Here is a 24,853-nt window from a genome sequence, read left to right on the forward strand (position 1 = left end):
TATTAACTTTTAAATCATAAATTATGATAGAGAGTGGATTTTTTCTATAAATTATATTTTTTATAAATTTTATTGTACTAAATGTTTAATTGTTAATCTGATGAATTGTATTTTAATTGTTATTTTTTGTTTCGTTTATTATAGTGCGTATTCCAATAAATATTGATAAATCTTTTGGCTTAATGATGAAAAAAATCCTACTTACCTCGTTTATTGCTTTAACTTTGGGAATTAATGGTTGTGCAACTATTGTTTCTGGTTCTTCCCAAACACTTACTTTCACTAGTGTTCCAGAATCTGCAACAATTGAAATTAAAAATCGTAAAGGAATAAAAATCCATACAGGACAAACCCCAGCAACAGTAAGTTTGAAAAAAGGAGCAGGTTATTTCAAACCAGAAAGCTATCAGGTCACTTTTAGTAAAGCAGGTTATCAAAGCAAGACTGTAGAAGTTACTGGAACATTGAGTGGGTGGTATTTTGGTAATATTCTTTTTGGCGGGTTAATTGGTATTTTAATTGTAGATCCTGCGACAGGTGCAATGTTTAAATTAGCTCCTAAGGATGTGAATGCGGTTTTAGAATCTCAGAATTTATCTACTAAATCGCAAAACCAACCAACTTTAACTATAATGTTGGCAGAGGAAGTGCCAGCACAAATTATGGCAAGAGCTATTCAGATTAAATGAGTTAAGTCTTAGACAATTAACTATTAAGTAATTTTTAATTTAAATTTTTATGAGATCTGACATATATAATTTATAAAAAAGGGAGAATATAAATTCTCCCTTTTTTATTATGAAATAGCCACGGGCTTTTCTTCTAACTTTTTCTTAACAATGGCATAACTTATTCCTGTAACGATACTACCCGCAGCAATTGCAGCAAGATATAACCAAGCATGATTAATTGCATTCGGAATTAAAAGAACAAATACACCGCCGTGAGGAGTAACCAATTCGCAATGGAAAAGGGCAACAAGTGCTCCAGTTACTGCTCCACCTAAAATACACGTCGGGATTACACGCATTGGGTCTTTTGCTGCAAATGGAATAGCACCTTCAGAAATAAAACATAAACCTAATACGAAAGCGGCTTTTCCAGCATCTCGCTCTCCTGTACTAAATTTACTTTTAGCAATGAAAGTTGCAATTGCCATACCAATAGCAGGAACCATACCGCCAGCCATCGTAGCTGCCATGGGCATATACGTGTTTGTTGTCAGTAAGCCGACAGTAAAAGCGTAGGCTGCTTTATTGATTGGACCACCCAAATCAATACACATCATGCTTGCTAATATAATTCCCATTAACACGGCATTTGTTGTACCCATATTGTTTAGGAAGTCTTTCATTAGCTCAAAAATATGTGCTACTGGCTGACCCACCACGTAAAACATGATAAGGCCAACGAATAATGTACCTAATAGGGGAATAATTAAAATAGGTTTAAGTGCTTCTAAACTTGTAGGAAGTTTGAGTTTTTTTGCAATAAAAAGCGCGATATAGCCAGCAAGAAAACCTGAGACAATGCCACCTAAAAAGCCTGCTTGCAGCTGAGAAGCGAGTAAGCCCCCAATTAAACCAGGTGCAAGACCAGGACGATCAGCAATCGAGTAAGCGATATAACCAGATAGCATTGGAACCATAAGCATAAATGCAGCGGCCCCAATTTGTTTTAATATAGCTGGTAAGCTGCCTGCTTGTTCAGCTGCATTAAGGCCAAAGCATAAAGAGAGAGCAATTAAAAGGCCTCCAGCTACCACCATAGGTAACATATAAGAAACACCTGTTAAGAGATGTTTATATACGCCAACTTTTTCGGTTTTATCTTTGGTTTCTGCAGATGTTTGTTGCTTACCTTGTTCTAAAACTTGTGCATTGCTAATAGCTTCAGCAAAGGCTTTATCTGTTTGCTTTAGAGCAAAGCCTGTTCCGCATCGATAAACGCGCTTACCTACAAAACGATCTGTATTAACTTCAATGTCAGTTGCAAGAATGACAATGTCTGCTTCAGCAATAGCTTGAGGTGACAAGATATTTTTTGCACCGACAGAACCTTGAGTTTCTACTTCAATGTCATAACCCAGTTTTTCTGCACCTTGTTGTAAAGCTTCAGCAGCCATAAAAGTGTGTGCAACCCCCGTAGGGCAGGCAGTGATTGCAACAAATTTTTTAGCGGTAGTTAACGCTAGGCTATTATCATTTTGCCAGTCTTGGGCAAATTTAAAATTGTCTAATGCTGTTTGCAACGCTGTGTGAGCATCATTTTTGATCTCTTCAATGCTAATGAAAGATAGAGAATGAGTGCCAAAAATATGAAGATCTTTTGGCCGTTGACCAATCACGATGACTTGGTCAAAGCTTTCATTCGGATCGAATTCGTTGATCGTAGTAATGCTATTCTCATAACCTTGTTGGGATGCAACTTGTGCAAGTTTACGAGCTAAAATCAAAGCATTGACTTGCTGTTGCGGACTATTAATGACAAATAATAAATGTTTAGCAGTTGGCATCAGATTCACTCAATGAATTGATTGTAGTTTGGGCTTTTAATTGGTTTAGCTTTTCAGTATTGGGAATGCGAAAGCCTATTTGTGTTACAGCATGGCTCGCAATTGCTGTGGCTGTTTTTAATGTTTCTTCGGCAGAGAAACCATTGATTAAACCATGGATCATTCCTGCTAAAAGAGAGTCACCTGCACCAACGGTACTTTTAACGATCACTTTAGGGGCTGTAGCATGAAGTGGGTGACTGTCATGTAACCAGTTTACACCGTCTTCACCCATCGAAATGACGACATGCTCAATTTTAGCTAAGTTTTCAAAAAGCTTTTTTTGTTCAGAATACGTCGCGGCAGGAAGCAGATAACTTTCAACTAACTCATCTGTATTTGGTTTAATCATCCATGGTTGGCATTCGATTGCAGCGACCAATGCTTTACCGCTTGTATCAAGCGCAACTTTTTTGCCTTGCCCTTGAATGAATTTAATAAGTTGTTGTAGCTCATCAACATTAAAGCCTTGCGGAAGACTCCCTGCAATAGCAACCACATCGATCTGGGGTAAAATCATTTCGATTTTTTGAAAGAGATTCTTTTTATCTAGTTCGGATACTAAGAAACCTTTTCCATTTAAATCAGTCATCCTTCCGGAATGTTCAGCAATTTTTATATTTTGGCGAGTTTCACCTTCAATATAAATAAACTCTGGTTGGAATTGAGCTTTTTTAAAATGCTCATCGAAAATCTGTTTGTTCATTGTCCCTAAAAAACCAGAAACAACAACCTCATGCCCCAAATCTTTTAAAACTTGTGCAATATTTAACCCTTTGCCTGCTGCATGTATTTCTACAGATTCTTGACGATTCACTTGACCTATCTGTAACTCATTGAGTTGTATAGTCACATCAATTGCAGGATTTAAAGTAATTGTTAAAACTTTAGCCATTACCATTCCTAATCTTTACATTTCTTGTTCGGATAACTGACGTACAGCAGGGGCGCTATCACATTCTAGTGCACGCTTTGCAAGCAACTGAGCTTTGCTGTAGTTGAGTGTACGAATTTGAGCTTTAACCAAAGGAATACTATTCGGTGACATACTAAGCTCATCTACACCTAAACCCATAAGGATCGGTACAGCTTTTGGATCAGCAGCGAGTTCACCGCATATGCCCACCCATTTGCCATGTTTGTGGGCAGCTTTTACAGTTTGATCAATCAATTGCAAAATACTTGGGTGTAGGCCATCTGCTTCAGCCGAGAGGATAGGGTGTCCACGGTCAATGGCTAAAGTATATTGAGTTAAGTCATTTGTTCCTATGCTAAAGAAGTCCACTTCTTTAGCAAGGATAGGTGCAAGTAAAGCAGCTGAAGGAACTTCTATCATGATACCAACTTGTAAGTCGGTACACGGATATATTGCTTTTACTTCGTCAAGAATGGCTTTCGCTGCACGCCATTCTTCTACACGGCCAATCATTGGAAACATGATTCTTAAAGGGCGATCATCGGCAGCCTTAAGCAAAGCAATAAGTTGTTGACGCAACAGTTCTGGCTGTCTCAGAGTTAAACGGATGCCTCTTAATCCTAAAAATGGATTTTCTTCTTCAGCAATTGGAAGGTAAGGGAGTGGTTTGTCACCACCTACATCTAGAGTACGTACTACGAGTGGTCGGCCTGCAAGAGCATCTAAAACAATACGATAATCTGCTTCTTGGGTAGCTTCACTAGGGGCGCTACTATGCGCCATAAAAACAAGCTCTGTTCTCAGTAGGCCAATTGCTTCAGCACCACACTCGACTGCATGGGCTGTCGCTTGAACTTTTCCTAAATTGGCAGCAATCTCGATTTGATGCTGATCTAGAGTAATTGCAGGTTCTTGACTGTGACGTTCAGCTTCTTCACGAATTTTTTTCTGATGCTCGCGTTCTTGTTTTGCTTGTTCGATTTGCTGAGTATTAGGATTTAAAATAAAGGTTCCTGTATCTCCATTAATTAAAAGAGAACTTTTTTGCTCAATATCTAGTACTTGCTCACCAGCACCGACAATGGCAGGAATACCTAAAGCACGAGCAACAATAGCACTATGTGCACTTGCACCACCTACGGCTGTCAAAATACCTGCAACTCGATCTTTATTAAGGCGGGCCACATCACTTGGTCCCACATCATACATAATTAAAATATAAGGCTCTTTAGGCTCTTCAATGATAACTTCACCACAAAGTTGAGCCAAAACCCGATCGCCAATATCTCGTAAGTCTGCAGCCCGCTCAGCCAATAAACGATCTGGTAAAGCTGCTTGCTCTTTGGCTGCTGCTTCAATATGTTCATGCCAAGCAGCAGGAGCAGAAAGGTTTAAGTTAATTTTTTGATAAACACCATTAATAAGATCTGGATCGTCAAGCATTTCTAAATGTGCTTGGAAGATCTGCTTAATTTCAGCCACTTCAGATTTTGCAATAACCTGATGAATGTTGTTTTTAACTGCATGAAGGGCAATATCAAGATTTTCTTTTTCTACTTTGACGCTCAAACCCATACGTTCATATTGATAAACCTTAGGTTTAATGACATGAACAGGACCAAAAGCTAAACCACTTGAAGCAGCAATGCCCGTATTTGAACTAAGTAGTTTTGATGGAGCTTTAATTTTATTTGATGGCTCTATTTTTATATCGGAAGATTGTATAGGTTCGACTTCTTCACCTAAACCTTGTTGCACTGCTTGAATAACTTTATCTAAACCTTCGACTGCATCTGTTTCTGGTTCGGCAATGAAACGTAGAGTTTGTCCACGTTTACATCCTAAAGCCAAGAGGCGCGTCAAACTTTTAGCAGAAACAAAATTTCCTTCATCTACTGCGACCTGAATATCACCTTGAAAACTTTTTGTTAAGTTCACCAAATGAGTTGCTGGTCGAGCATGTAATCCATGTGCATTAGCGAGTACAACAGAACGATGAGGCCAATCTGGAATAACATCTGCCCCAATGATTTTGGCAATTTCATTTGGCGTTTGTGTTTGATCTAATTGTGCAACTTGCTCTGGATTAAACAGAATATCAATTAGCCGATTAAATCTCTGGCTATCTAATTGCTCATTGGCAGCGATACATACGAGTGTATTTAACTTTTTTCCACCTAGCTCTAATGCATGGCGAGGCTTTACGATACTGATTGCTGGTTGTTGAACGAATTTGGTACTTGAAATAGACCAGATCTGATCTTGTAGTTGAATAACTTGATCTGGATCAAGCGAACTTAGAAAACCACATTTTACAAAATTGTGTTTTTTTAGAATTTGAGATGCTGACCAAAACAAATCTTCAATATCTTGGGATTCAATTTCAGTTTGAATTAAATTTTCATGTAAATTTAAAGATAACGGTTGAGCTTGTAATATTTCAATAATTTGCTCAGGTTGTTTTGCATTTTTTACCTGTTCACTTACATCATGCATTAAAGCTCGGGTTAATATTTGTAGGACTTGTAAGTGTTCATCTGATTTTGCTGCAATAACAACAGCTAAATAAACTCTGTTTTCACCATCCCATATTATTCCTTCGGGGAAGTGAGCTAAACGGATACCCGTTTCTAAAATACATTCACGAGATTGGGGAGTACCGTGGGGAATAGCAATGCCTTGACCCAAATAGGTTGCGCTTTGCTCTTCACGATTAATGAGTCCTGTAATATAGTCAGGTGTGACTAACCCATCTTTCTCCAATATATCTACTAGACACTGTAATGCATGTGTTTTATCAACAGCATGTTGATTCATATGAATATGTCGAGGCTCTAGTGCTAGCATATTTATCCTTGAACAATATCTTTAGGTTTAGCTAAAACAGAAAAAAAGAAGCCGTTTGTATTAAAAATAGGTTAATTTAACCGTTTTTAAACAACAGCTTCGTATAAATTACCATAGCAGAACTTTAAAGGTATATCGACGTATTTACGTAAAAAATGCTTGTTTTTAATACAAAGGATAATCATTAATAGTATTTTAAATTTTTATATTAACCATAAAGATAATAAAGTAATTTTATAAAAGGAGTTAAATCCTCCAGATAAAAAAACCTCTATACCGGATTACGGGCATAGAGGCAAAAAAAGTGAAAGATTAATTAACATTAGTGTCGAATTTCTTGTTCCAAGAGCGACCACAACTTTTGATGTGATTTTTTAAACATTAACATGTGCCCAATTGATTTATATCCGAGTTTAATAGGGTTTAGCTCTAGCATTTTTGTAGGTGCATTCGGATACAGCTTTAATAAAGCTTCAACATTACGCTTGGTTGCAATTTCATCATCACTTGCCCAAATAGAAGTAATAGGGCAGCTAATTTCAGTATGAAAATCCTGAAAAATAGTTTTACCAATGGCGTTTTTCACATAACCGGGATGACTACAAAATTCACGCCACTGTTGAGCGACTTTTTTAGGTAAGTTTTCTCCCATTCCAATAAATTGGGTAGCAGCATAACCTTTTAAGGCACTAGAGATCGGGAAGATAACATTAAACATCACTGGTGCTAAAAACTTGGTTTTACCTTTAAGACCTTTTACGTGACCAGTAGAACCTGCGACTGCAACAACTTTTGCTACTTTATGGAAGTTAGGCACAATTCCTAGCAATTGCCCACCAGCACTATGGCCAAGAAGAGTAACTTGTTGTGCTTGCGTTTTTCCTAATAAAGTATCAATTGCACAAGGGATATCGAGAGTTCCCCAATCATTAATACTTGCACCACTTTGCTTTAACGGCCCATGCAATGAATCTCCAATTCCACGGAAATCAAAGCTTAATACATCATAGCCTTGCTCACTTAACCAACTAGCAAAAGAATCATAAAAGTTTTTGGTAATACCTGTGGCTGGACAAATCAACACGGGATTGGCCAGTTGTTTTGATTGAGCTGGATAAAAATGTGCAGCAAGTTGATAACCATCTTTGCAGGTCATCCAAAATGTTTCAAAAGTATTATCCATAATATTTCATAGTGATAAGTATGTAGATATCTTTAATTTACATGAGTTCTAAAATGAAACTTGATTAAAATGTGACTATAAAGTCAATAATTATGTTATACAGCTCATTAAATTTGAATAAAACGAATAATTGGAAAAAAGATGGGTTTACCACAGGCTGTACAGTTAGCTATTGTGTTTAGTGGCATATTTTTATGGATAGGGATGTTAACCGGGGTATGGAAATATTGGCAAATACGCCGTTCAGAATTAAATCGTGCTCATTATTATGTAGATATCGCTCATCGAAGTAGTTTGTTATATGCAGCCGCTAGCCTAATTCTAGCTGTCTTAAGCTACTTTACTGTTTTAAATGAAAATATTACTTTGTGGTGCGTGTTTGCAAATATTCTGTTTTTTAGTTTTTCAATTTTAGTTTATATCCTACATGGCTATTTACAGGACACGACAAATCAATTTAAACGACCGCACAAGTTAGGCTGTTTTAGTTTGCCTTCATGGTTAATGTCTTTAATGATGGTAGGATTAATTGTGACTGAATTACTTGCTACGGCTATTTTAGTTATCGGAACAATTTTTTTATTTTTAGGTATATAAAAATGGATGATCACTCATCCATTTTTTAAGTATTCGAGTTCTGTTGACTAAGACGTCTTTTAGCTAATTTTCGCATCTTATGGTCGACAAAGGCCCACACACAAAATATGAAAGAAACAACCATCGCATACATAAAGTATTCGGGTTTCAGATTTCCCTTAATCATACCTTGAAACAGTAAAGTCAGCATAAGAGCAAGCGGCGTTACTCCATAAACAACTGAATCTTTGCTGTTCAGAGTGTTAATGAAGACTTGTTTGTTGAAATGTAATGATAACATCTCCATCCCTCCTTGTGGTTGTGCTAAAACTGAATGTTTTAGTCAAGAATAAGTTTAATGTTGTACTTCTATTTTTAATTCAATTCAATAGTGAATAGAAAATTTTTTGAGCAGTTTTATAAAAAACTCTATGTTTATAAAAGGTTAAGGTATTAAAAAAGTAAATATTAAATATTTTTGTATAAAATACTTACTTTTTTAGAAAAGAGAAATATTTAAGTGAAAAGTGTAATAATTTCTCTTCTCTATAAGTTCAGATTAACTATTTTGTTTTTTTAAAAAGAGGTCAATGGCATGTTGGGCAATTTCTGCATCTTCAAAAGATTGAACACCAGAAACACCAATTGCACCTAAAATTTGGCCGTCATAAAGAATTGGTTTACCACCTTCTAGCATGCCTTGAGCACTCGGCATACTTAAAAAACCTAAACGACCATTTTGTAGAAGTTCTTCATAGAATTTTGAAGGTCTACCTGATATTGAAGAACATTTTGCTTTTTCTAAACATAAATGGGAACTTAAAGGCGAGGCACCATCTAAACGTTTCATGAGTAGTAAAGAACTTGTTTCGTCAACGATAGCAATACTAACTTTAAAGTTGTGTTCAATTGCATATTTTTGAGCTTCTTCCATTAAAAACTCTGCATCTGCTAATGTTAGGTAATATTTACTTTTCATTGTTGCTCTTCTTTCCTAGTAAGCTAAAAATTATTTTAGTGTAATTTTACAGTAAAAATTGATTATATCTATAATTGTTTTGTCATTCAAATTAGTGTGGAAACAAAATGCTGGTTGGGTAAACTCAGCATTTTATTCAATATATAAAATCATGTTTGGGTAAAACTCGATTTCAAAATAGACACTAGATTAAATGTTTTTAAATTTAACTTTGTCGATCATTACGGTAATGATGAGAACAACTAAAGATGGGATCAACCAAGCTAAGTTTTGTTCGTTTAAAGGTAAGTGTTGAAGAAAATCGGGTAAATAATCACCAAAACCTGCAACCTTAAGGCCGTCAATAATCCCGAAGATAAAAGCAATACTTGTTACTGAACCAACAATAAAAGAAGGCTTGTGCCAGAATTTCCAAAAGAAGCTCAGCATAATTACCACAATTGCAGGTGGGTAAATTGCGCTTAAAACAGGCACTGATACAGCAATAAGTTTGGTTAATCCAAGATTAGAAATAATGAAAGAGAAACCAACTAAAATGAATACTAAAAGTTTGTACGGTAATTTAGTTAACTGAGCAAAATACTCACCGCAAGCGCAAGTTAAGCCAATCGCTGTTACCATACATGCTAGAAAAATGAGGCCAGTTAAGAATAGCGAACCCATATTGCCGAAAGCATGTTGAACATACGCATGTAAAATTACTGCACCATTTGCTGCATTTGGTGCAACTTCATGGCTACCTAAACCTAATTTAAACAAGCTTAAATAAACTAATGTAAGTCCAGCACCTGAAATGAGACTGGCAATAATTGCATATTTAGTCACTAGCTTTTTATCGGTAACACCACGCGAGTAAATCGCTTGAATAATTACAATACCAAATACTAATGCGCCTAAAGTGTCCATGGTGAGATAACCATTTACGAAACCTTCTGAAACTGGAGAAGCAACGTAATGGTTGATTGGAGCAGGAACATAACCAGACGGAATCATGACTGCTGCAATGCCTAAAATTGCTAATGCAATAATTTTTAGCGGAGCAAGTACATGTCCAACTGTATCCAATAACTTGTTTGGATAAAGAGAAACTAGAGTTACAAATGAAAAATAAATTGCACTATAGATTAAAAGGCTACTACTCGATGTTCCAAAATAAGAAGAAAAACCAATCTCATAAGAAACAGTAGCTGTACGTGGAGTTGCAAATAAAGGGCCTACTGATAAATAACAAACTACAGTTAAAATCAGACTTGCAACTCGACCTAGAGGAGAGCTAATAATTTCAATGGAACCCTGCATACGAGAGAGTGCCATAATGGTAATTACAGGGAGACCAACTGCAGTAATCAAAAAGCCTATAGCAGCTAGCCATACATGATCACCGGCTTGTTGAGCGACAATGGGAGGAAAGATAATATTGCCAGCCCCAATAAAGAGGGCAAAGGTCATAAAACCTAAGGCAATAATATCTCCAGTACGAAGATGTTGCATAAATTAAATTTAATAAAAAAGAAGGAATTTTAGAGCAAAAGAGAGCATGATCAAGCGGTATTTTATGTGAAAAAGATTTTTTTCGGAGTATAAAAACCTTTAATAGATATCAAAAATATCAACTGGTTAAGGTATGTAGTTGAAAAACCATTGAAAGAAATGCGTAAATCATTTTTTATGTCTGACTTTTTAAAGAAATTATGCAAAAATAAAAGTATAAATTTCTATTATGAATGTTGAATATTTGGGCACTTAACGCTTCCAGCCTATCCTATATCCGTTCTAAAATATTCTAAATTAACTTACATTTTTGTAGGCATTGTAAAAATAGTGTCTACGAGGATAAAACTGAATGAGAGCTTCTACTGTTACAATAAAAACTGAACAAGATCTAGAAAAGTTGAGAGTTTCTGGACGCTTGGCTGCGCAAGTTTTAGAAATGATAGAGGCACATGTTAAACCAGGTGTATCTACTGAATATTTAGATAACCTGTGTAACGACTATATTGTAAATACTTTAAAAGTTATTCCTGCCAATGTTGGATATCATGGTTTTACTAAAACAATATGTACCTCAGTAAATGAAGTGGTTTGCCATGGAATTCCATCGCCGAATAAAATTTTAAAAGATGGCGATATTATCAATATTGATGTCGCAATTATTAAAGACGGCTACTTTGGTGACACGAGCCGTATGTATTTTGTGGGTAATGTAAATCCACAAGCAAAAAAACTTGTCGAAACAACTTATGAGGCGATGGTTGCTGGTATTCATACCGTTAAACCGGGAGCTACATTAGGTGATATCGGTTACGCTATTCAGACAGTTGCCCACCGAGAAGGGTATAGCATTGTTCGAGAATATTGTGGGCATGGGATTGGTAAGGTTTATCATGAACAACCCAATGTTCTACATTATGGACAGCGTGGCCAAGGTTTGGTTTTAAAGAAAGGGATGGTCTTTACCATTGAGCCGATGATTAATGCGGGCAGACCGCAAGTGAAAGAGTTGAATGATGGATGGACTGTCATTACCCAAGATCTTTCGTTATCTGCTCAATGGGAACATATGGTGGCTGTAACTGATACAGGCTTTGAGCTATTAACACCTTGGCCTGAAGGTGTAGGAAATTATCCTGCAATTTGAAAATAAAAAAAGTTCGATAATTATCGAACTTTTTTTATTTTAATTTATTTTAATGCTCAGAAAGATGTTCTACCAAATAATCGATAAATACTCGTACAGCAGGTAGCAACCCTCGGCGTGATGGATATACGGCATGTAATATACCGTGAGGCGCTTTCCATTCTGGTAATATTTGTACAAGTTGTCCAGATTTTAGAAAATCTTCTGCTGCGCTTTCTGGGAGTAAAGCGATACCACAGTTTTGACTCGCCAATTGCGCCAACATGTGTATGTTTGTACCCATTATGGTAGGGCTGACTTTGATTTTCTTTTGCTGATTGTCTGGTCCATGCAAAAGAAATTGCTGATCAAGGTGCTCTTCAGAAAGACTTAAAATACGATGTTCGCTTAGCTGCTCAGGGGTTTTTATATCACCAAACTCATTTAAATAGGCCTGACTTGCAAATAGACTCTGTTCTATCAGAGCAAATTGTCTAAGAACTAAACTTGGGTCATCATCTAGTTTTGAGCGAACTCGTAGAGCAATATCAATTCCTTCATTAATCACATCTACTCGACGATTGCTGACCATAAGTTGCAAACGAATTTCTGGATATTTTTTTAGGAAAGCAGGCAAAATTTTAGGAAGTTGATTTTGAGCAACATCAACTGGAACACTAACTTTAACAACGCCTCTGGGTTGAATACTTAGGTGATCAACCAGATCATGTGCGGCTTGTGCAGCATTCATCATGACTTGAGCATGTCTATAAATATCCATCCCAATATCTGTAACAGCAAAATGACGTGAACTACGTTGAATGAGGCGAACCCCTAAGTTTTCTTCTAAACTATACACGCGACGACTTAGTTTTGATTTTGGTATATCCGTTACACGTTCAGCAGCACTAAAGCCACCATGCTCAACAACGAGAGCAAAACAATAAAAATCATCAAGATCAGTGAGCATTAAAATATCCTATTTCTGCAACACCAACGATTTTACATTATTATTTTTGCAACAATAATTCTTAAACTAAATTATTTGTAATTAATTAGCCCTCTAAATAAAAATAGAATTTTGAAATTATATTGTAATTACGTTGTAATTTTAACGTGTATTGTTTTAACTAATGTTCTAGCCTCTTATAGAAGTTTTAATTAATTTCTTTTAAACTATAATTTTTCTCTACTCTCAAATTTCATGCCTTATCAACTGATCGAACTTAACGATGCCTCTGCAAATATTGAATGTCCATTTTGTAAACAAGCGATAATTGACTGGGCGCAAGAACAATATATTCAGCCGTGTGAACATACTTTATTTATTGCTATGGATTTAGGATTTGAATTTGTTGCTGATCGATTTGAAGAAGGTATGAATCAGAATGTAGATGAGTTGCACGAAGATCCGAATATGAATGTATTTGAAGCTTTAACGACAACTAGTTATGAAAATCTAATTATTTTGAAGTCTGATTTAGGCGTAGAAAATTTATTTCGCTATGTTGGGGTGAGTGATCGTTAAATTCGAGAGTAATAAAAAAGCCAATCTTTTGATTGGCTTTTTTATTATTTACGCTTCTGGCGCTGCGCTGTATTGTTCAACTAATGGTTTTAATTCGCCATTTTGGAACATTTCAAGCATGATATCGCTACCGCCAATAAGTTCACCATTTACCCAAAGTTGCGGGAATGTAGGCCAGTTCGCAATTTTTGGTAATGTTGCACGAATATCAGGGTTTTCCAAAATATTTACATATGCAAATGGACGACCAATTTGACTGAGCGCCTCTACAGCACGTGCAGAGAAACCACATTGTGGAAACTGTGGAGTGCCTTTCATGTAAAGTAAAACGGGATGCTTCGCAATTTGATCGCGGATTAACGCTTCAGTATCACGTGCTTGTTCAGTCATAAATAGATCCTCAACTAATCTAGCAGCATTATAGGGGGTGTTTACATCGCTTTGCAAACCACCTGATTACTTAAAGTTGCATTGAATATTCAATATTTTATTGTATAAACCGAAGTGATAGCAAAAAGCGGACGAAATTTTAGATAAATGAATGATGAGACTTTTCATCAGAGCCAGTTTTTGCTTATATAAACCCTTCTAACAATCTCATACAGACAGAGTTCGTCATGACTGATATTACCCTAGCCCCAATACAACCTGATCAACCATCACATTTAATGGCTACTTATGGCCGCCAAGCGATCAGTTTTGTACGAGGCCGAGGGGCATATTTATATACCGAAGATGGCACAGAGTATCTAGATGCTTTAACGGGTATTGCTGTATGTGGTTTAGGTCATGCACATCCAGTCATTGCAGAAGCGATTGCAGAACAAGCTGCAACACTTGTCCATACGAGTAACTTATTTGAGATCCCTTGGCAAACTGCTGCTGCTCAGAAGCTTGCTGAAGTTTCAGGAATGGAAGAGATCTTCTTTTCAAACAGTGGTGCTGAGTCAAATGAAGGAGCGATTAAAATTGCTCGTAAATTTGGTACTCAACAAGGCATAAGTTCACCAAAGATTATTGTGGCAGAGCAATCATTTCATGGCCGTACTTTAGCAACACTTTCAGCCACTGGTAATAAGAAAGTACAAGATGGTTTTGCTCCCTTAACTCATGATTTTATTCGTGTGCCATTTGGTGATGTAGAAGCAATTCAAGAAGCTGCTTTACAGCATCCAGATATTGTTGCGATTTTGATTGAGCCAATTCAAGGTGAAGGTGGTATTAATACAGCACCTCAAGGTTTTAGCTATCTTGAAGAAGTCCGTATCCTATGTAATCAGCATAACTGGCTCATGATGCTAGATGAAATCCAAACTGGTAATGGCCGTACAGGTAAGTATTTTGCGTATCAACACACAAATATTGTGCCCGATGTTCTTACGACTGCGAAAGGTCTTGGTAATGGCTTTCCAGTAGGAGCGGTCATGACACAAGGTAAAGCTGTAGGTTTATTAGGACCTGGTAGTCACGGTTCTACTTACGGTGGAACTGTGTTGGGTTCTCGTGTGGTTTATACGGTAATTGATACAATCCAAAAAGAGAATGCTGTAGAAAATGCAGCTATAGTCGGTGGTTATATTGTTGATCAATTACGTGCTCAATTGGCAGATAAAAATGTACAAGTACGTGGCTTTGGGATGATGATTGGTATTCAATTACCTAAAGACTGTGCTGAGCTCGTTGCAATTGCTCGTGATCAACATAAGCTGATTATTAACGTTACAGCAGGTTCTGTAGTGCGTTTATTACCCCCAATTAATATGACTCAAACACAGGCTGATGACTTGCTAGAGCGCTTAGTCTCTTTAATTAATAACTACCTTTAAGTTTTGGTATTAATAAAAAATGGGCATATAAATGCCCATTTTTTTATGTGAAGTAATTATCCAGAAATGTACTGTTTTAACTGCTCAATGAGGTTTTTCTGGTCTTCCATTGCAGCTTTTACTAAGTCACCAATAGAGATAAATCCAACTAATTTTTCATTGTCTAGTACAGGTAAGTGACGTAAGTGGCGGTCTGTCATGAGTTGTAAACACTCTTCAACCGTATTGTTTAGGCTTACCGTAATGACTTTTGATGTCATAATTTCAGCAACTGTGGTGCTATATGAAGAACGTTCCATCAGTGTCACTTTTCGCGTGTAGTCACGTTCAGATAAAATTCCGACAACTTTTCCGCCGTCTGCTACGACAAGTGCACCAATCCCTTTATCTGCCATGATCTTAATTGCTTCAAGGACAGTGGCTTCTGGAGAAATTGTAAAAATATCTTGCTCTGATTTGTTTTTGATTACTTGTGCAACGATTGTCATTTCTTCTGTCCTGTGTTTTATCATTTTGTTTTAAATTAGCTTGATTTTATAAAAATGCAAAGACTTGATAGTCATTCAAATATAAGTTTTGCATTCAAGCGTTCAAAAAGCATTCTATATTGATTGCTAAAAAGCTAAAGAAAAAGTTTAAGCTCCTTGCCAATGGGGATGTTTAAAAAAGAAATGATGCATTTGCTGAGTAGATAGCTTTAATTTTCTATGAGATGAATTAAACAAAGCAGGAGTGACGTTAAGTCGAGTTAAGGTGGGTAATAAAGACTCATGGAAATCTTTAGGGGTAATTCTTCTAGGTTTGTAATGTGGCCAATGCTCTTTTGCATAGCGATGTGCCTGCAATCCGTTAAGCCAAAAAGGGAAAATAAAATCTTCCTGATCTGATTTAATTGCCCATCCTTGATGAAATAAACCCCAAAGAACCCCGCAGTACATCATGGTTCTTAAAATATAAATCTTAATCATCAAGTCTCTTGAAACCGGTTGTAGATTACTTAAACTATTCATTGTGAATTTAATGGTTCTTAACTTGTCTTGCTTATTATAAAAAAATCAGATGACATTTCAGTTTAAACAGGTATCAAATCGTAAACAAATATTCCAGCTATGAAATTCTGTTCATTTACTTATAGTGTCTGAAGTTTTAAATCAATTGATAACTTTGGTTTTTTATAGGTATAAAAATGCCACCTGAGTAAGACAAAGCGATTAAAGCTTTGGTGAAGCGCAAGAAGAGATAAGTTGATAAATTTGGATTTTACAGGCATAAAAAAACGCCACCTAAGTGACGTCTCTTTATGCTTGCATTGTGGCTAACTTTTGCCAATATTGTGCTTTAAGTGAGTCACGTTCAACCCGGAAACCTTGATAATACAATTCTGCTAAAAACAGAGCGGCTTTACCGTGCCCAGCGCGAGCAACTTCTTCTAACTGTGCAACTGCATCCTGAAAATTCATTTGAGAGTGAATTGTGTTTACTGCAGTTGCGTATACATGTTCTAAATCATGATGAGAGATACGTTGAATCATATAAAACTCCTTATTGTAATTATGATTACTTTTTCTAAAGGCCTGTGCCTTTAAATTAATTTAACTTAGTATTGTTAAACTAATATTACAAATTAATGGATTTGTCAACTATTGGTGCAAACCACTTTATTCACTATTAGGATACATGATTAAACATTATTCACAAATAATTTTGAGTAAAATCAATATGAGAATAAAAGACAAGGAGAATAAAATATGACAAATACTATCGACGGCTTTGTTTTTGATACTCCACCTAGAGAGGAACAAATCATAGAACTAGCCCATTATCATCGTAAACTATTAGATGAAGCGATCTTTCATCAAGAGATCCATTTAGGGGATTATTGTCTTGCTCAGCGCAAAAGAGTATTTGATTTTGCTCGGCATTTGGAACCAGCACAAAAAAACTGGTTTTATCAAGTGTATGATGGCGAATTGAGAAAAATTGCTGATGAAGACGAGTTGCATCCAGCAGATGCAGAAGAAGGATTAAGTGTCTTTGCCATGTTTTTAGTCTTGGTGATTATTGCGGCAATTTTATACTTTTCTGTCATTCGTTCACTAATAAGCTAAGTATTATTATCCAGTAAGGTACGATTCTTGGCCTTACTGGATGTTTGATCTTGTGCTTATGAGTATTGAACCCTACACTACACTAATTCGAGGTAGGTCATGCTCATATTCAAACAAAATTTCCTTAAATTAAAGTCTGAGTTAAAAATTGATCAATGTTTTAACCTATTTGTGGTTATTGTCATTGGCTGTATTTTTGTGCTGTCATATTTAGCATTACTTCGGCCTATTAGTCCGAATCAATATCAACGAATTGTACAACTCTCTCATCAGGCAACTTATCCAAGAACTCAAGATATGGCTGAGTTACTTATGACTCAATCTGAAATTCATAGAGCAGAGTATTTAAAGTTAATGCATGCATACCAATTTGAAGGTGCTCATATTAAGCAATACCCAGCACTAGCCCAGGAAGATATGCAATAAATTGGTTATCGAGATAAATCTTGGTTTCCAAAGCTTTTTGAGCACTATTGTGGCAGGCAAAAGTTTGAATTTATGCTAAACTTTATCTTTTTTAACACGCTGCTTTTCAAGGAATCCGCATGGAGCAACAATCGAATATGCAAAATAAATTCTTGATAGATGCTGAGATCGGTGATGACGATGTCACATTACCTAATTTACCTGCTATCGATGTTCCCATCGTTGAATCTCCTGTTAAATCACAAGAAAATATTGAAGTAGCCAAAGTTGAATTAGCTCCTTCAGAAACAGCGGTCGAACAACCAAAAACTGGTTTCTTTGGCCGAATGAAAGAGGGTTTAACCAAAACTCGTCGTAATTTCGCTGATGGTATGGTCAATATCTTGATTGGCGGAAAGGAAATTGACGATGAATTACTTGAAGAAGTTGAAGAGCAATTACTGGTTGCAGACATTGGTGTCGAAGCAACTAAAACGATCATTACCAATTTAACAGAGCGTACAGCTCGTGGCGATTTGATCTATTCTCATTCTTTATATAAAGCCTTACAAGAAGAGCTGGTTGCTTTGTTGGCTCCCCGTGTGAAACCTTTGCATATTGACCCTAATAAATCACCGTATGTAATTTTGATGGTTGGGGTAAATGGTGTTGGTAAAACTACTACTATTGGTAAGTTAGCTAAACGTTTGCAAGGGGAAGGTAAAAAAGTGATGTTGGCTGCTGGGGATACGTTCCGTGCCGCAGCGACTGAACAATTACAGATATGGGGTGAACGTAATGATATCTCAGTAGTGGCGCAAGGCCACGGGGCTGATAGTGCTTCTGTTATTTTTGATGCTTTTGAAAGTGCTCGTGCTAAAGGAATTGACGTATTAATTGCAGATACGGCAGGTCGTTTACATAATAAGAGCAATTTAATGGAAGAGCTCAAAAAAGTTAAACGTGTTATGAAAAAAATTGATGCCACTGCACCTCATGAAATTATGTTGGTGGTAGATGCGGGTACAGGGCAAAATGCGATTAACCAAGTACAAGAGTTTGATCAAGCTGTAGGTTTAACGGGTATTACCATTACTAAGTTAGATGGAACTGCGAAAGGTGGTGTGCTCTTTAATATTGCCAGTCGTACCCATGTGCCAATTCGTTTTATTGGTGTAGGTGAAAAAATTGATGATTTAAGACCATTCTCGGCTAAATCTTTTGTTGCAGCACTATTTGAAACTGATAAGTAAATTGTTTATTAATCTTAAAAAGCTTCACTAAATCGTGAAGCTTTTTTTATATCTATATCTTTTTTTATTGTTGCGAAAATAAAACGAACTGTCATATTTTTAATGCTGATTATAAAAAATGACTTTAATACACTATATTCATTCCCAAACAACGACTCTTGGTCAACCAATAGATAGGAAATAACAAAATGTCTACTTTCTTAGATAAAATTAAAAACCGTCGTACTATTTATGCAATTGGTAAAAATGTTGCATTAGACCGCACAAAAATTGAAGAAACAATTCGTGAAGCGGTTAAACATAGTCCTTCATCATTCAACTCACAATCTTCACGTGTCGTGACTCTATATGGTGAGTCACATGCTAAATTTTGGAATTTAGTTCGTGAAGCATTACGTAAAATTGTTCCTGCAGATTCTTTTGCGGGCACAAATGCAAAAATTGATAGCTTTGTTGCTGGTGTTGGTACGGTTTTATTTTACGAAGACCAAGCTGTTATTAAAAGCTTACAAGAGCAATTTGAATTATATGCAGACAACTTCCCAGTTTGGTCTGAGCATTCAACGGCAATTGCACAGTTTGCGACTTGGACAGCACTTTCAGAGCTAGGCCTAGGGGCATCTTTACAGCACTATAACCCGATTGTTGATGCAGACGCAGCTGAAGCATTTGATATTCCTGCAACTTGGAAATTACGTGCTCAATTAGTATTTGGTTCAGTTGAAGCACCAGCAGGCGAAAAAGCATTTATTAATGATGCTGATCGTTTCAAAACTTTTAATTAATTAAAAGTTAAAAAGAGCACCTATTTAGGTGCTTTTTTATTTTTTAGAATGAGTAGATAGGTTAACCAAATTAAAAGCTAATAAAATGCAGGTAGATATTTCAAAATAAAAAAACAAGAAATTAGCCTATCACTGTACTGTCATAAAATAGTCACAATCATATTGCATATTGCTCATGATTTAATAGCTTATCAAACACAGAGAAAGAGACAGATGACTTTAAGATTAGGTGTTGCTGCAATTGGTTTATTACTCAGCGGTTCGGTATTTTCAGCAGTTACAATTACAGCACCAGAGGAAATTGTAATCCTTGCGGTGAATGGTCAGGAAGTCAACTCTGGATTATTTCGTTCATCTAAAAATAATTATAAAGTTGATGCAGGGGAAACGAGCTTAAGTGTGCGCTATCAAGAATACTTTGAGCATTTAAATGGTGAACATGACATTATTAAATCTGGAGTAGTTACGATTCAAACTCCAGCACTCCAAGATGGGCAAACTTATAAGCTTGCAATGGTAGATGCACCAAAACAATTTGAACAAGCTAAGAAATATGCGGAGCAGCCAACAGTGGCTTTGTATAGTGCAAATAATGAATTAATCGTAAAACAAACTGGTGCAAACAATGAGGCAAAACCTTGGTTTGCAACGGGTTTATTAGGTAAAGTTACTGACTTTACGACTAAATCATCAAAATCACAGCCTGAGGCAGTGTATGTATCTGCTAAGCCTACTTCCGCTCAAGTTGTTGTGCCAACTGCAACGTCTATGCCAGTAATGGGTGTAGCGCAAACGAATGATCAACGTTTAGTTGAAACTTGGCAGAAAGCTTCTAAAGCTGAGCGTCAAAAATTTATGGCGTGGTTAGCTGAACAATCGCATTAATTTAATATTAGTACCCATTACATTAGTTGAAATGAAAAAGGACCTCAGATGAGGTCCTTTTGGATTTAGGTTAGAAACCAGATGTAATAACCTAGAAGCATGAGAGGCCAAGCCACCCATGGGCTAAATAGCCATTTCCATAACCAGAAGTTGGGTACGAAACCCACTCCATAAATAAAGCCACCAGAAATACCAATCATCACCAGCATAAGCTGGCTATGATTGTAGTGTCCATTAGCATCTAGCATGAGTGAAGGATAAACCAACAAAATTGCAGCAAGAGGCAATGCCAACAGAAAAGAAAGGGCTATTGCAAATGCTTGAGCTTTTCGATGATTTGATGCTGTCATTGCTTTTGCCATCAATTATTCCTCATCTAAATTTTGATGGTGTTCGATATACAGCGCGCTGAGTACACCCGCAAAACATGCCATCAAAATGCCTAGGATCCATGCGAAATACCACATAGTTTTCTCCTTAATACAAGCTATGCGAGTTTGACTCGATATGTTTGTTAGTGATGACTCCCCACATTTTGTAATAAGACCAACTGGTATAGATCAAAATGAGAGGAACAAAAAGGCAGGCAGCGACAGTCATAACGCCTAAAGTCAGATGACTTGAGACAGCATCCCACATCGTCAAACTGGAGTTAGGGTTGATACTAGAGGGAAGCAGAAATGGAAATAGAGCAAAGCCAGCAGTTAAAATTGCTCCTACAATCATTAAACTTGTGCCAGTAAAACCTAAACCTGCTTTTGCTTTTGAAGATGCAAAAATTGCAATAATTGCACCTAATATGGCAATAACTGGAGCAACTTTAGTCATTGGATAGGTGCTGTAATTGTTCATCCAACCCGGGTTACCATTGGTAATTACTTCTTTAGCTAAGGGGTTAAGCGCAGCATTTGGATCTATGGCAACAGCATAGCTATAACCGGGCACTTGTCCAAAATAGAGCCATGCTCCAATCACAAGGAAGCAAATTAAAAATACAATTGCCATAATTTGAGTGGCTTTGGCAGAGCGTTGTTTTAAAGCTTCATCTGTACGCAACATGAGCCATGCACCACCATGTGCACAAAGCATAGATAGACTCACAACTCCGCAAACTAAGGCAAATGGGTTGAGAAGCGCAAAAAAGCTACCTGAATATTCAGAGCGTAATGTGCTATCTAAACTAAAAGGAATGCCTAAGAACAAATTACCAAATGCCACACCAAATACAAGCGCTGGAACGGCACCGCCAATGCAAAGCCCCCAATCCCAAGAATTACGCCACTTGGTATTGTCTAGTTTAGAACGATAATCGAAGCCGACTGGTCTTAGGAAGAGTGCGAATAAAACCAACAACAGTGCCCAGTACATACCAGAGAAGGCAACGGAATAGACCATTGGCCACGCAGCAAATAGTGCACCACCTGCGGTGATAAACCAGACCTGATTACCATCCCAATGCGGGGCAATGGTATTGATTGCAGCACGGCGCTCGCTATCAGTTTTTCCAACGAAAGGCATAAGAGCCATAGAACCCATATCGAAGCCATCAGTTAGAGCAAAGCCGATCAGTAGTACGCCAACTAATACCCACCAAATGATTTTTAATAATTCATATTCAATCATGATAAGGCCTCCCCATTAACAGCTGCTTTCGATTCTTGCTTTTCAAAATGATATTTGCCAGTGTGCAGGGAACTTGGCCCTAAACGAGCAAATTTGATCATTAAATACATTTCAATAATTAAAAGAGCGGTATAGAACGCTGCTAAAGCAAGGATTGAACCCCATACATCTCCAGTACTTAAACTAGAAGTAGAGAGATGAGTTGGTAAAATCTCACCAATGGACCATGGTTGACGGCCACCTTCAGCTACATACCAACCAGTTTGTGCAGCAATCCAAGGAAGCGGCAGCGCAAACAATGCGTATTTAAGTAACCAAGGTTTGTTTTCAGCATTTCTTTTGGCTACCGCCCAAGTTGCTAAAATGAAAAGTAATAGCATTAAAAAGCCAGAGGCAACCATTGCGCGGAAAGAGAAAAATAGTGCTGTAACATTTGGAACTGTATCTTTTACAGCGGCTTTAATATTTTGCTCACTTGCATCAACTACATTGGGTGCATATTTCTTAAGAAGTAGGCCATAACCTAAATCTTTTTGATTTTTTTCAAAAGAAGCCAATAACTCTGGTGAGCGATCACCTGCACGCAACTTTTCAAGGTCGGCATAGGCAAGCATACCGTTGCGAATACGAACTTCATGTTGTTGCATGAGATCTTTAAGGCCAGTAACTTCTTTAGTTGTTGAACGAGTTGCAATTAAACCTAACGCATATGGAATTTTAACTGCGTAATCTGTCCGCATTTCTTCATGGTTTGGGACACCAAATAAAGTAAATGGAGCAGGAGCAGGGTGAGTATCCCATTCGGCTTCAATCGCAGCGAGTTTAGTTTTTTGAACATCTCCTAACTCGTAGCCAGATTCATCGCCTAACAAAATTACTGAAAGTGTAGATGCAAGACCGAAAATTGCAGCAATTGCAAATGAACGACGCGCGAATGGTAGATCGCGTTTCTTAAGTAAGTAATAACTTGAGATAGCCAGTACAAAAATTGCACCAGTTACATAACCCGCAGATACAGTGTGGACAAATTTCACTTGAGCTACTGGGTTAAAGATAAGCGCGCCGAAATCAACTAATTCCATACGCATCGTTTCAAAGTTAAATGCAGCACCTACCGGGTTTTGCATCCATCCATTAGCCACTAAAATCCAAAGCGCTGACATATTAGAACCTAGAGCGACTAACCATGTTACGCCTAGATGCTGAACCTTACTTAAACGATCCCATCCAAAAAAGAATAACCCAATAAATGTAGACTCAAGGAAGAATGCCATAAGGCCTTCAATTGCTAATGGTGCACCAAAAATATCACCTACATAATGTGAGTAATAAGCCCAGTTTGTTCCAAACTGAAACTCCATTGTTAAACCAGTGGTTACCCCTAAAGCAAAGTTAATACCAAATAATTTTCCCCAAAATTTAGTCATATCCTTGTAAATTTCTTTACCCGAAATGACATAGGTGGTTTCCATAATGGCAAGGATAAATGCCAAACCTAAAGTTAAAGGGACGAAAAGAAAGTGATACATTGCGGTCATCGCAAATTGAAACCGCGAAAGATCAACCACGCTTTCAGAAATCATCAACGTGTCTCCTTAATGTGGGAAATGTTATCGCCAGCAATATGCTCGGCGACCTGATTGTCAAAATTTTTGGGGATGGTGGGAGCATCAAACCAAATATGTTTAATCGTTAAAAGAAGCACTATTTTTATTATTAGAATAATAGTGATTTCTTTAATTAAACGGCTGTTAAGTTTTTTAAAATTAAGGCTCATAAATTAAACCTCATTTGATATTAATTTTATTATTAAACAAAATATAATAAAAATAAACATTAAATATATTTTAAATAAATATTTAAATAATTAAATTAAATAAAACAATGGCTTAATATTTGAAAATAAATACTTTACTAAAATAGTTTGAATTAATTATTAATTCCTACTAAAACACTTATAAATAAATTTTTTAAGTTGATTAAAATAGTTTGTTTTAAATTAATACCAACTAAAATGGTCTTGTATAATATTTGTAAATTTTATTTCAAACTAAATTAGTCAGGATAGTAAATAATTAATTAAAAAGGAAAATAATAAAATGCAGGCGTAATAAACCCTGCAAAAAATAATAAGGAAATAGAAAGTTGATTAGGGATTAATCGGGTGCAAAAAGATCGTTTGATACAGAAATTTTCTTAGCCACATAATGACTTTTATGGACTCTAACAAGAATCACCTGAGAGTATAGTTCGAGTTCGCCATACTCTGGTTCGACTTGAACGTAATGGAGCTGTCCAAATTCATCACGGACACGGGCTTGGGCAGAGAATCCAGGTCTGGCATTGCCGCTGGAAATCGTCGCTAATCGCCCTAAAAGATTATAGTTGGTATGGGTGAGCTTTGGTTTAATCACTTGGTCCAGACAGTGAATCATGAACACGGTAAAAAAGATGGCGATGACAAGCGCTGGGACGATTAAATAAAATGGTGTAATAAAATAATGCTGTATAGCAAAGAAAGAAAGCTGTAAAAAATAACCAGCAAAACTAAAATTGATGAGTAGAAAAACGAAAATTAAAGCTTTAGAAAATTTAACGTTAAGTAGTGGTGAGTTAGAAAGCCAAACAGGCGCAATTTTTTTGAGTAATTGACTTGGACGAAGTCCAATATACATACCAATGGTTTCTACCACGCTGAGTAATATCAAAGCCACTACACTTAGGTGAAATGGCATAAGATAATAATTGAAAAAGAAATCAGCCATGGC

The 24,853-nt window shown here is 36.7% G+C and carries 28 protein-coding genes; 10 read left to right on the forward strand and 18 right to left on the reverse strand.

The features are described 5' to 3' along the window. The first annotated feature begins 185 nt into the window (after positions 1 to 185). Entirely contained in the window at positions 186 to 689 is a 504-nt protein-coding gene (locus F931_RS07345; protein ID WP_025470289.1) for a peptidase associated/transthyretin-like domain-containing protein, read from the forward strand. 107 nt (positions 690 to 796) lie between these two features. On the opposite strand, the gene fruA is transcribed toward F931_RS07345, so the two are convergent. From fruA to F931_RS07365, 4 genes are all read right to left on the reverse strand, one after another. Beyond that, entirely contained in the window at positions 797 to 2,515 is a 1,719-nt protein-coding gene (gene fruA, locus F931_RS07350) for a fructose-specific PTS transporter subunit EIIC (RefSeq protein ID WP_016140758.1), read from the reverse strand. Next, positions 2,502 to 3,449, reverse strand: coding sequence for a 1-phosphofructokinase (pfkB, locus tag F931_RS07355; protein ID WP_016140759.1), 948 nt, complete (start codon positions 3,447 to 3,449; stop codon positions 2,502 to 2,504). The genes fruA and pfkB overlap by 14 nt, the downstream gene beginning before the upstream one ends. A gap of 15 nt (positions 3,450 to 3,464) precedes the next feature. After that, a complete protein-coding gene (gene ptsP, locus F931_RS07360; protein ID WP_016140760.1) occupies positions 3,465 to 6,317 on the reverse strand; it encodes a phosphoenolpyruvate--protein phosphotransferase in 2,853 nt (950 codons plus the stop codon). A 322-nt stretch (positions 6,318 to 6,639) separates the two neighbouring features. After that, the gene (locus F931_RS07365) at positions 6,640 to 7,500 is read right to left on the reverse strand and encodes an alpha/beta hydrolase family protein (RefSeq protein ID WP_016140761.1); all 861 of its coding nucleotides are present in this window, start codon (positions 7,498 to 7,500) and stop codon (positions 6,640 to 6,642) included. A gap of 141 nt (positions 7,501 to 7,641) precedes the next feature. On the opposite strand from F931_RS07365, the gene F931_RS07370 reads away from it, so the two are divergent. Continuing rightward, positions 7,642 to 8,097: a hypothetical protein gene (locus F931_RS07370; protein WP_016140762.1), complete on the forward strand. Its 456-nt coding sequence runs from the start codon at positions 7,642 to 7,644 to the stop codon at positions 8,095 to 8,097. Positions 8,098 to 8,122: 25 nt separating this feature from the next. Here the strand turns inward: F931_RS07370 and F931_RS07375 are convergent, their stop codons facing one another. The 3 genes from F931_RS07375 to brnQ all read right to left on the reverse strand — a co-directional run bounded on the left by F931_RS07375 (position 8,123) and on the right by brnQ (position 10,546). Beyond that, on the reverse strand, positions 8,123 to 8,377 hold the full coding sequence (locus F931_RS07375; protein WP_005068965.1) for a hypothetical protein: 255 nt from the start codon (positions 8,375 to 8,377) through the stop codon (positions 8,123 to 8,125). 258 nt (positions 8,378 to 8,635) lie between these two features. Further along, the gene (locus F931_RS07380) at positions 8,636 to 9,055 is read right to left on the reverse strand and encodes a GlcG/HbpS family heme-binding protein (protein WP_016140763.1); all 420 of its coding nucleotides are present in this window, start codon (positions 9,053 to 9,055) and stop codon (positions 8,636 to 8,638) included. A 189-nt stretch (positions 9,056 to 9,244) separates the two neighbouring features. Next, entirely contained in the window at positions 9,245 to 10,546 is a 1,302-nt protein-coding gene (gene brnQ, locus F931_RS07385) for a branched-chain amino acid transport system II carrier protein (protein ID WP_016140764.1), read from the reverse strand. Positions 10,547 to 10,898: 352 nt separating this feature from the next. Between brnQ and map the strand changes: the two genes are divergently transcribed. Beyond that, entirely contained in the window at positions 10,899 to 11,693 is a 795-nt protein-coding gene (gene map / locus F931_RS07390) for a type I methionyl aminopeptidase (RefSeq protein ID WP_016140765.1), read from the forward strand. 49 nt (positions 11,694 to 11,742) lie between these two features. Here map and ltrA read toward each other — a convergent pair whose 3' ends face one another. Continuing rightward, positions 11,743 to 12,642 carry a LysR family transcriptional regulator gene (gene ltrA / locus F931_RS07395; protein WP_016140766.1) on the reverse strand — a complete coding sequence of 300 codons (900 nt, stop codon included), beginning with the start codon at positions 12,640 to 12,642 and terminating at the stop codon, positions 11,743 to 11,745. Between the two features lie 234 nt (positions 12,643 to 12,876). On the opposite strand from ltrA, the gene F931_RS07400 reads away from it, so the two are divergent. Beyond that, positions 12,877 to 13,200, forward strand: coding sequence for a hypothetical protein (locus F931_RS07400; RefSeq protein WP_016140767.1), 324 nt, complete (start codon positions 12,877 to 12,879; stop codon positions 13,198 to 13,200). Between the two features lie 48 nt (positions 13,201 to 13,248). On the opposite strand, the gene grxD is transcribed toward F931_RS07400, so the two are convergent. Continuing rightward, a complete protein-coding gene (gene grxD / locus F931_RS07405) occupies positions 13,249 to 13,590 on the reverse strand; it encodes a Grx4 family monothiol glutaredoxin (protein WP_002120913.1) in 342 nt (113 codons plus the stop codon). A gap of 227 nt (positions 13,591 to 13,817) precedes the next feature. Between grxD and argD the strand changes: the two genes are divergently transcribed. After that, positions 13,818 to 15,026: an aspartate aminotransferase family protein gene (gene argD / locus F931_RS07410; protein WP_016140768.1), complete on the forward strand. Its 1,209-nt coding sequence runs from the start codon at positions 13,818 to 13,820 to the stop codon at positions 15,024 to 15,026. Between the two features lie 56 nt (positions 15,027 to 15,082). Here the strand turns inward: argD and F931_RS07415 are convergent, their stop codons facing one another. The 3 genes from F931_RS07415 to F931_RS07425 form a co-directional block, all read right to left on the reverse strand. Next, entirely contained in the window at positions 15,083 to 15,514 is a 432-nt protein-coding gene (locus tag F931_RS07415; protein WP_016140769.1) for a CBS domain-containing protein, read from the reverse strand. A 147-nt stretch (positions 15,515 to 15,661) separates the two neighbouring features. Further along, positions 15,662 to 16,036: a DUF2750 domain-containing protein gene (locus tag F931_RS07420; RefSeq protein WP_025470290.1), complete on the reverse strand. Its 375-nt coding sequence runs from the start codon at positions 16,034 to 16,036 to the stop codon at positions 15,662 to 15,664. Between the two features lie 288 nt (positions 16,037 to 16,324). Next, positions 16,325 to 16,558, reverse strand: coding sequence for an SEL1-like repeat protein (locus F931_RS07425; protein ID WP_002121063.1), 234 nt, complete (start codon positions 16,556 to 16,558; stop codon positions 16,325 to 16,327). A gap of 216 nt (positions 16,559 to 16,774) precedes the next feature. On the opposite strand from F931_RS07425, the gene F931_RS07430 reads away from it, so the two are divergent. From F931_RS07430 to F931_RS07450, 5 genes are all read left to right on the forward strand, one after another. Further along, positions 16,775 to 17,134 (forward strand): hypothetical protein, encoded by a 360-nt coding sequence (locus F931_RS07430; RefSeq protein ID WP_016140771.1) that lies wholly within the window; start codon positions 16,775 to 16,777, stop codon positions 17,132 to 17,134. A 99-nt stretch (positions 17,135 to 17,233) separates the two neighbouring features. After that, positions 17,234 to 17,560: a hypothetical protein gene (locus F931_RS07435; RefSeq protein ID WP_016140772.1), complete on the forward strand. Its 327-nt coding sequence runs from the start codon at positions 17,234 to 17,236 to the stop codon at positions 17,558 to 17,560. 119 nt (positions 17,561 to 17,679) lie between these two features. After that, on the forward strand, positions 17,680 to 18,792 hold the full coding sequence (gene ftsY / locus F931_RS07440) for a signal recognition particle-docking protein FtsY (protein ID WP_016140773.1): 1,113 nt from the start codon (positions 17,680 to 17,682) through the stop codon (positions 18,790 to 18,792). A gap of 188 nt (positions 18,793 to 18,980) precedes the next feature. Continuing rightward, positions 18,981 to 19,577, forward strand: coding sequence for a nitroreductase family protein (locus tag F931_RS07445; RefSeq protein WP_016140774.1), 597 nt, complete (start codon positions 18,981 to 18,983; stop codon positions 19,575 to 19,577). A gap of 213 nt (positions 19,578 to 19,790) precedes the next feature. Then, the gene (locus F931_RS07450) at positions 19,791 to 20,462 is read left to right on the forward strand and encodes a YccT family protein (RefSeq protein WP_016140775.1); all 672 of its coding nucleotides are present in this window, start codon (positions 19,791 to 19,793) and stop codon (positions 20,460 to 20,462) included. A gap of 65 nt (positions 20,463 to 20,527) precedes the next feature. On the opposite strand, the gene F931_RS07455 is transcribed toward F931_RS07450, so the two are convergent. The 6 genes from F931_RS07455 to F931_RS07480 form a co-directional block, all read right to left on the reverse strand. Further along, positions 20,528 to 20,827, reverse strand: a complete 300-nt coding sequence (locus F931_RS07455) for a cyd operon YbgE family protein (RefSeq protein WP_080649446.1) — start codon at positions 20,825 to 20,827, stop codon at positions 20,528 to 20,530. Further along, positions 20,828 to 20,929, reverse strand: coding sequence for a cytochrome bd-I oxidase subunit CydX (cydX, locus tag F931_RS07460; RefSeq protein WP_000270276.1), 102 nt, complete (start codon positions 20,927 to 20,929; stop codon positions 20,828 to 20,830). Positions 20,930 to 20,939: 10 nt separating this feature from the next. Beyond that, positions 20,940 to 22,085: a cytochrome d ubiquinol oxidase subunit II gene (gene cydB / locus F931_RS07465; protein ID WP_016140777.1), complete on the reverse strand. Its 1,146-nt coding sequence runs from the start codon at positions 22,083 to 22,085 to the stop codon at positions 20,940 to 20,942. Further along, positions 22,082 to 23,668 (reverse strand): cytochrome ubiquinol oxidase subunit I, encoded by a 1,587-nt coding sequence (gene cydA, locus F931_RS07470; protein ID WP_016140778.1) that lies wholly within the window; start codon positions 23,666 to 23,668, stop codon positions 22,082 to 22,084. Before cydA ends, cydB begins: the two co-directional genes overlap by 4 nt. Beyond that, complete coding sequence (gene cydP / locus F931_RS07475) at positions 23,668 to 23,862, reverse strand: cytochrome oxidase putative small subunit CydP (protein WP_016140779.1); 195 nt, start codon at positions 23,860 to 23,862, stop codon at positions 23,668 to 23,670. The genes cydA and cydP overlap by 1 nt, the downstream gene beginning before the upstream one ends. Before the next feature lie 379 nt (positions 23,863 to 24,241). Beyond that, positions 24,242 to 24,850, reverse strand: a complete 609-nt coding sequence (locus tag F931_RS07480) for an OB-fold-containig protein (protein WP_016140780.1) — start codon at positions 24,848 to 24,850, stop codon at positions 24,242 to 24,244. Positions 24,851 to 24,853: the final 3 nt, after the last annotated feature.

Origin of the sequence: Acinetobacter pittii ANC 4050 (genome assembly GCF_000399685.1) — a bacterium.
GTDB classification, from domain to species: domain Bacteria; phylum Pseudomonadota; class Gammaproteobacteria; order Pseudomonadales; family Moraxellaceae; genus Acinetobacter; species Acinetobacter pittii_E.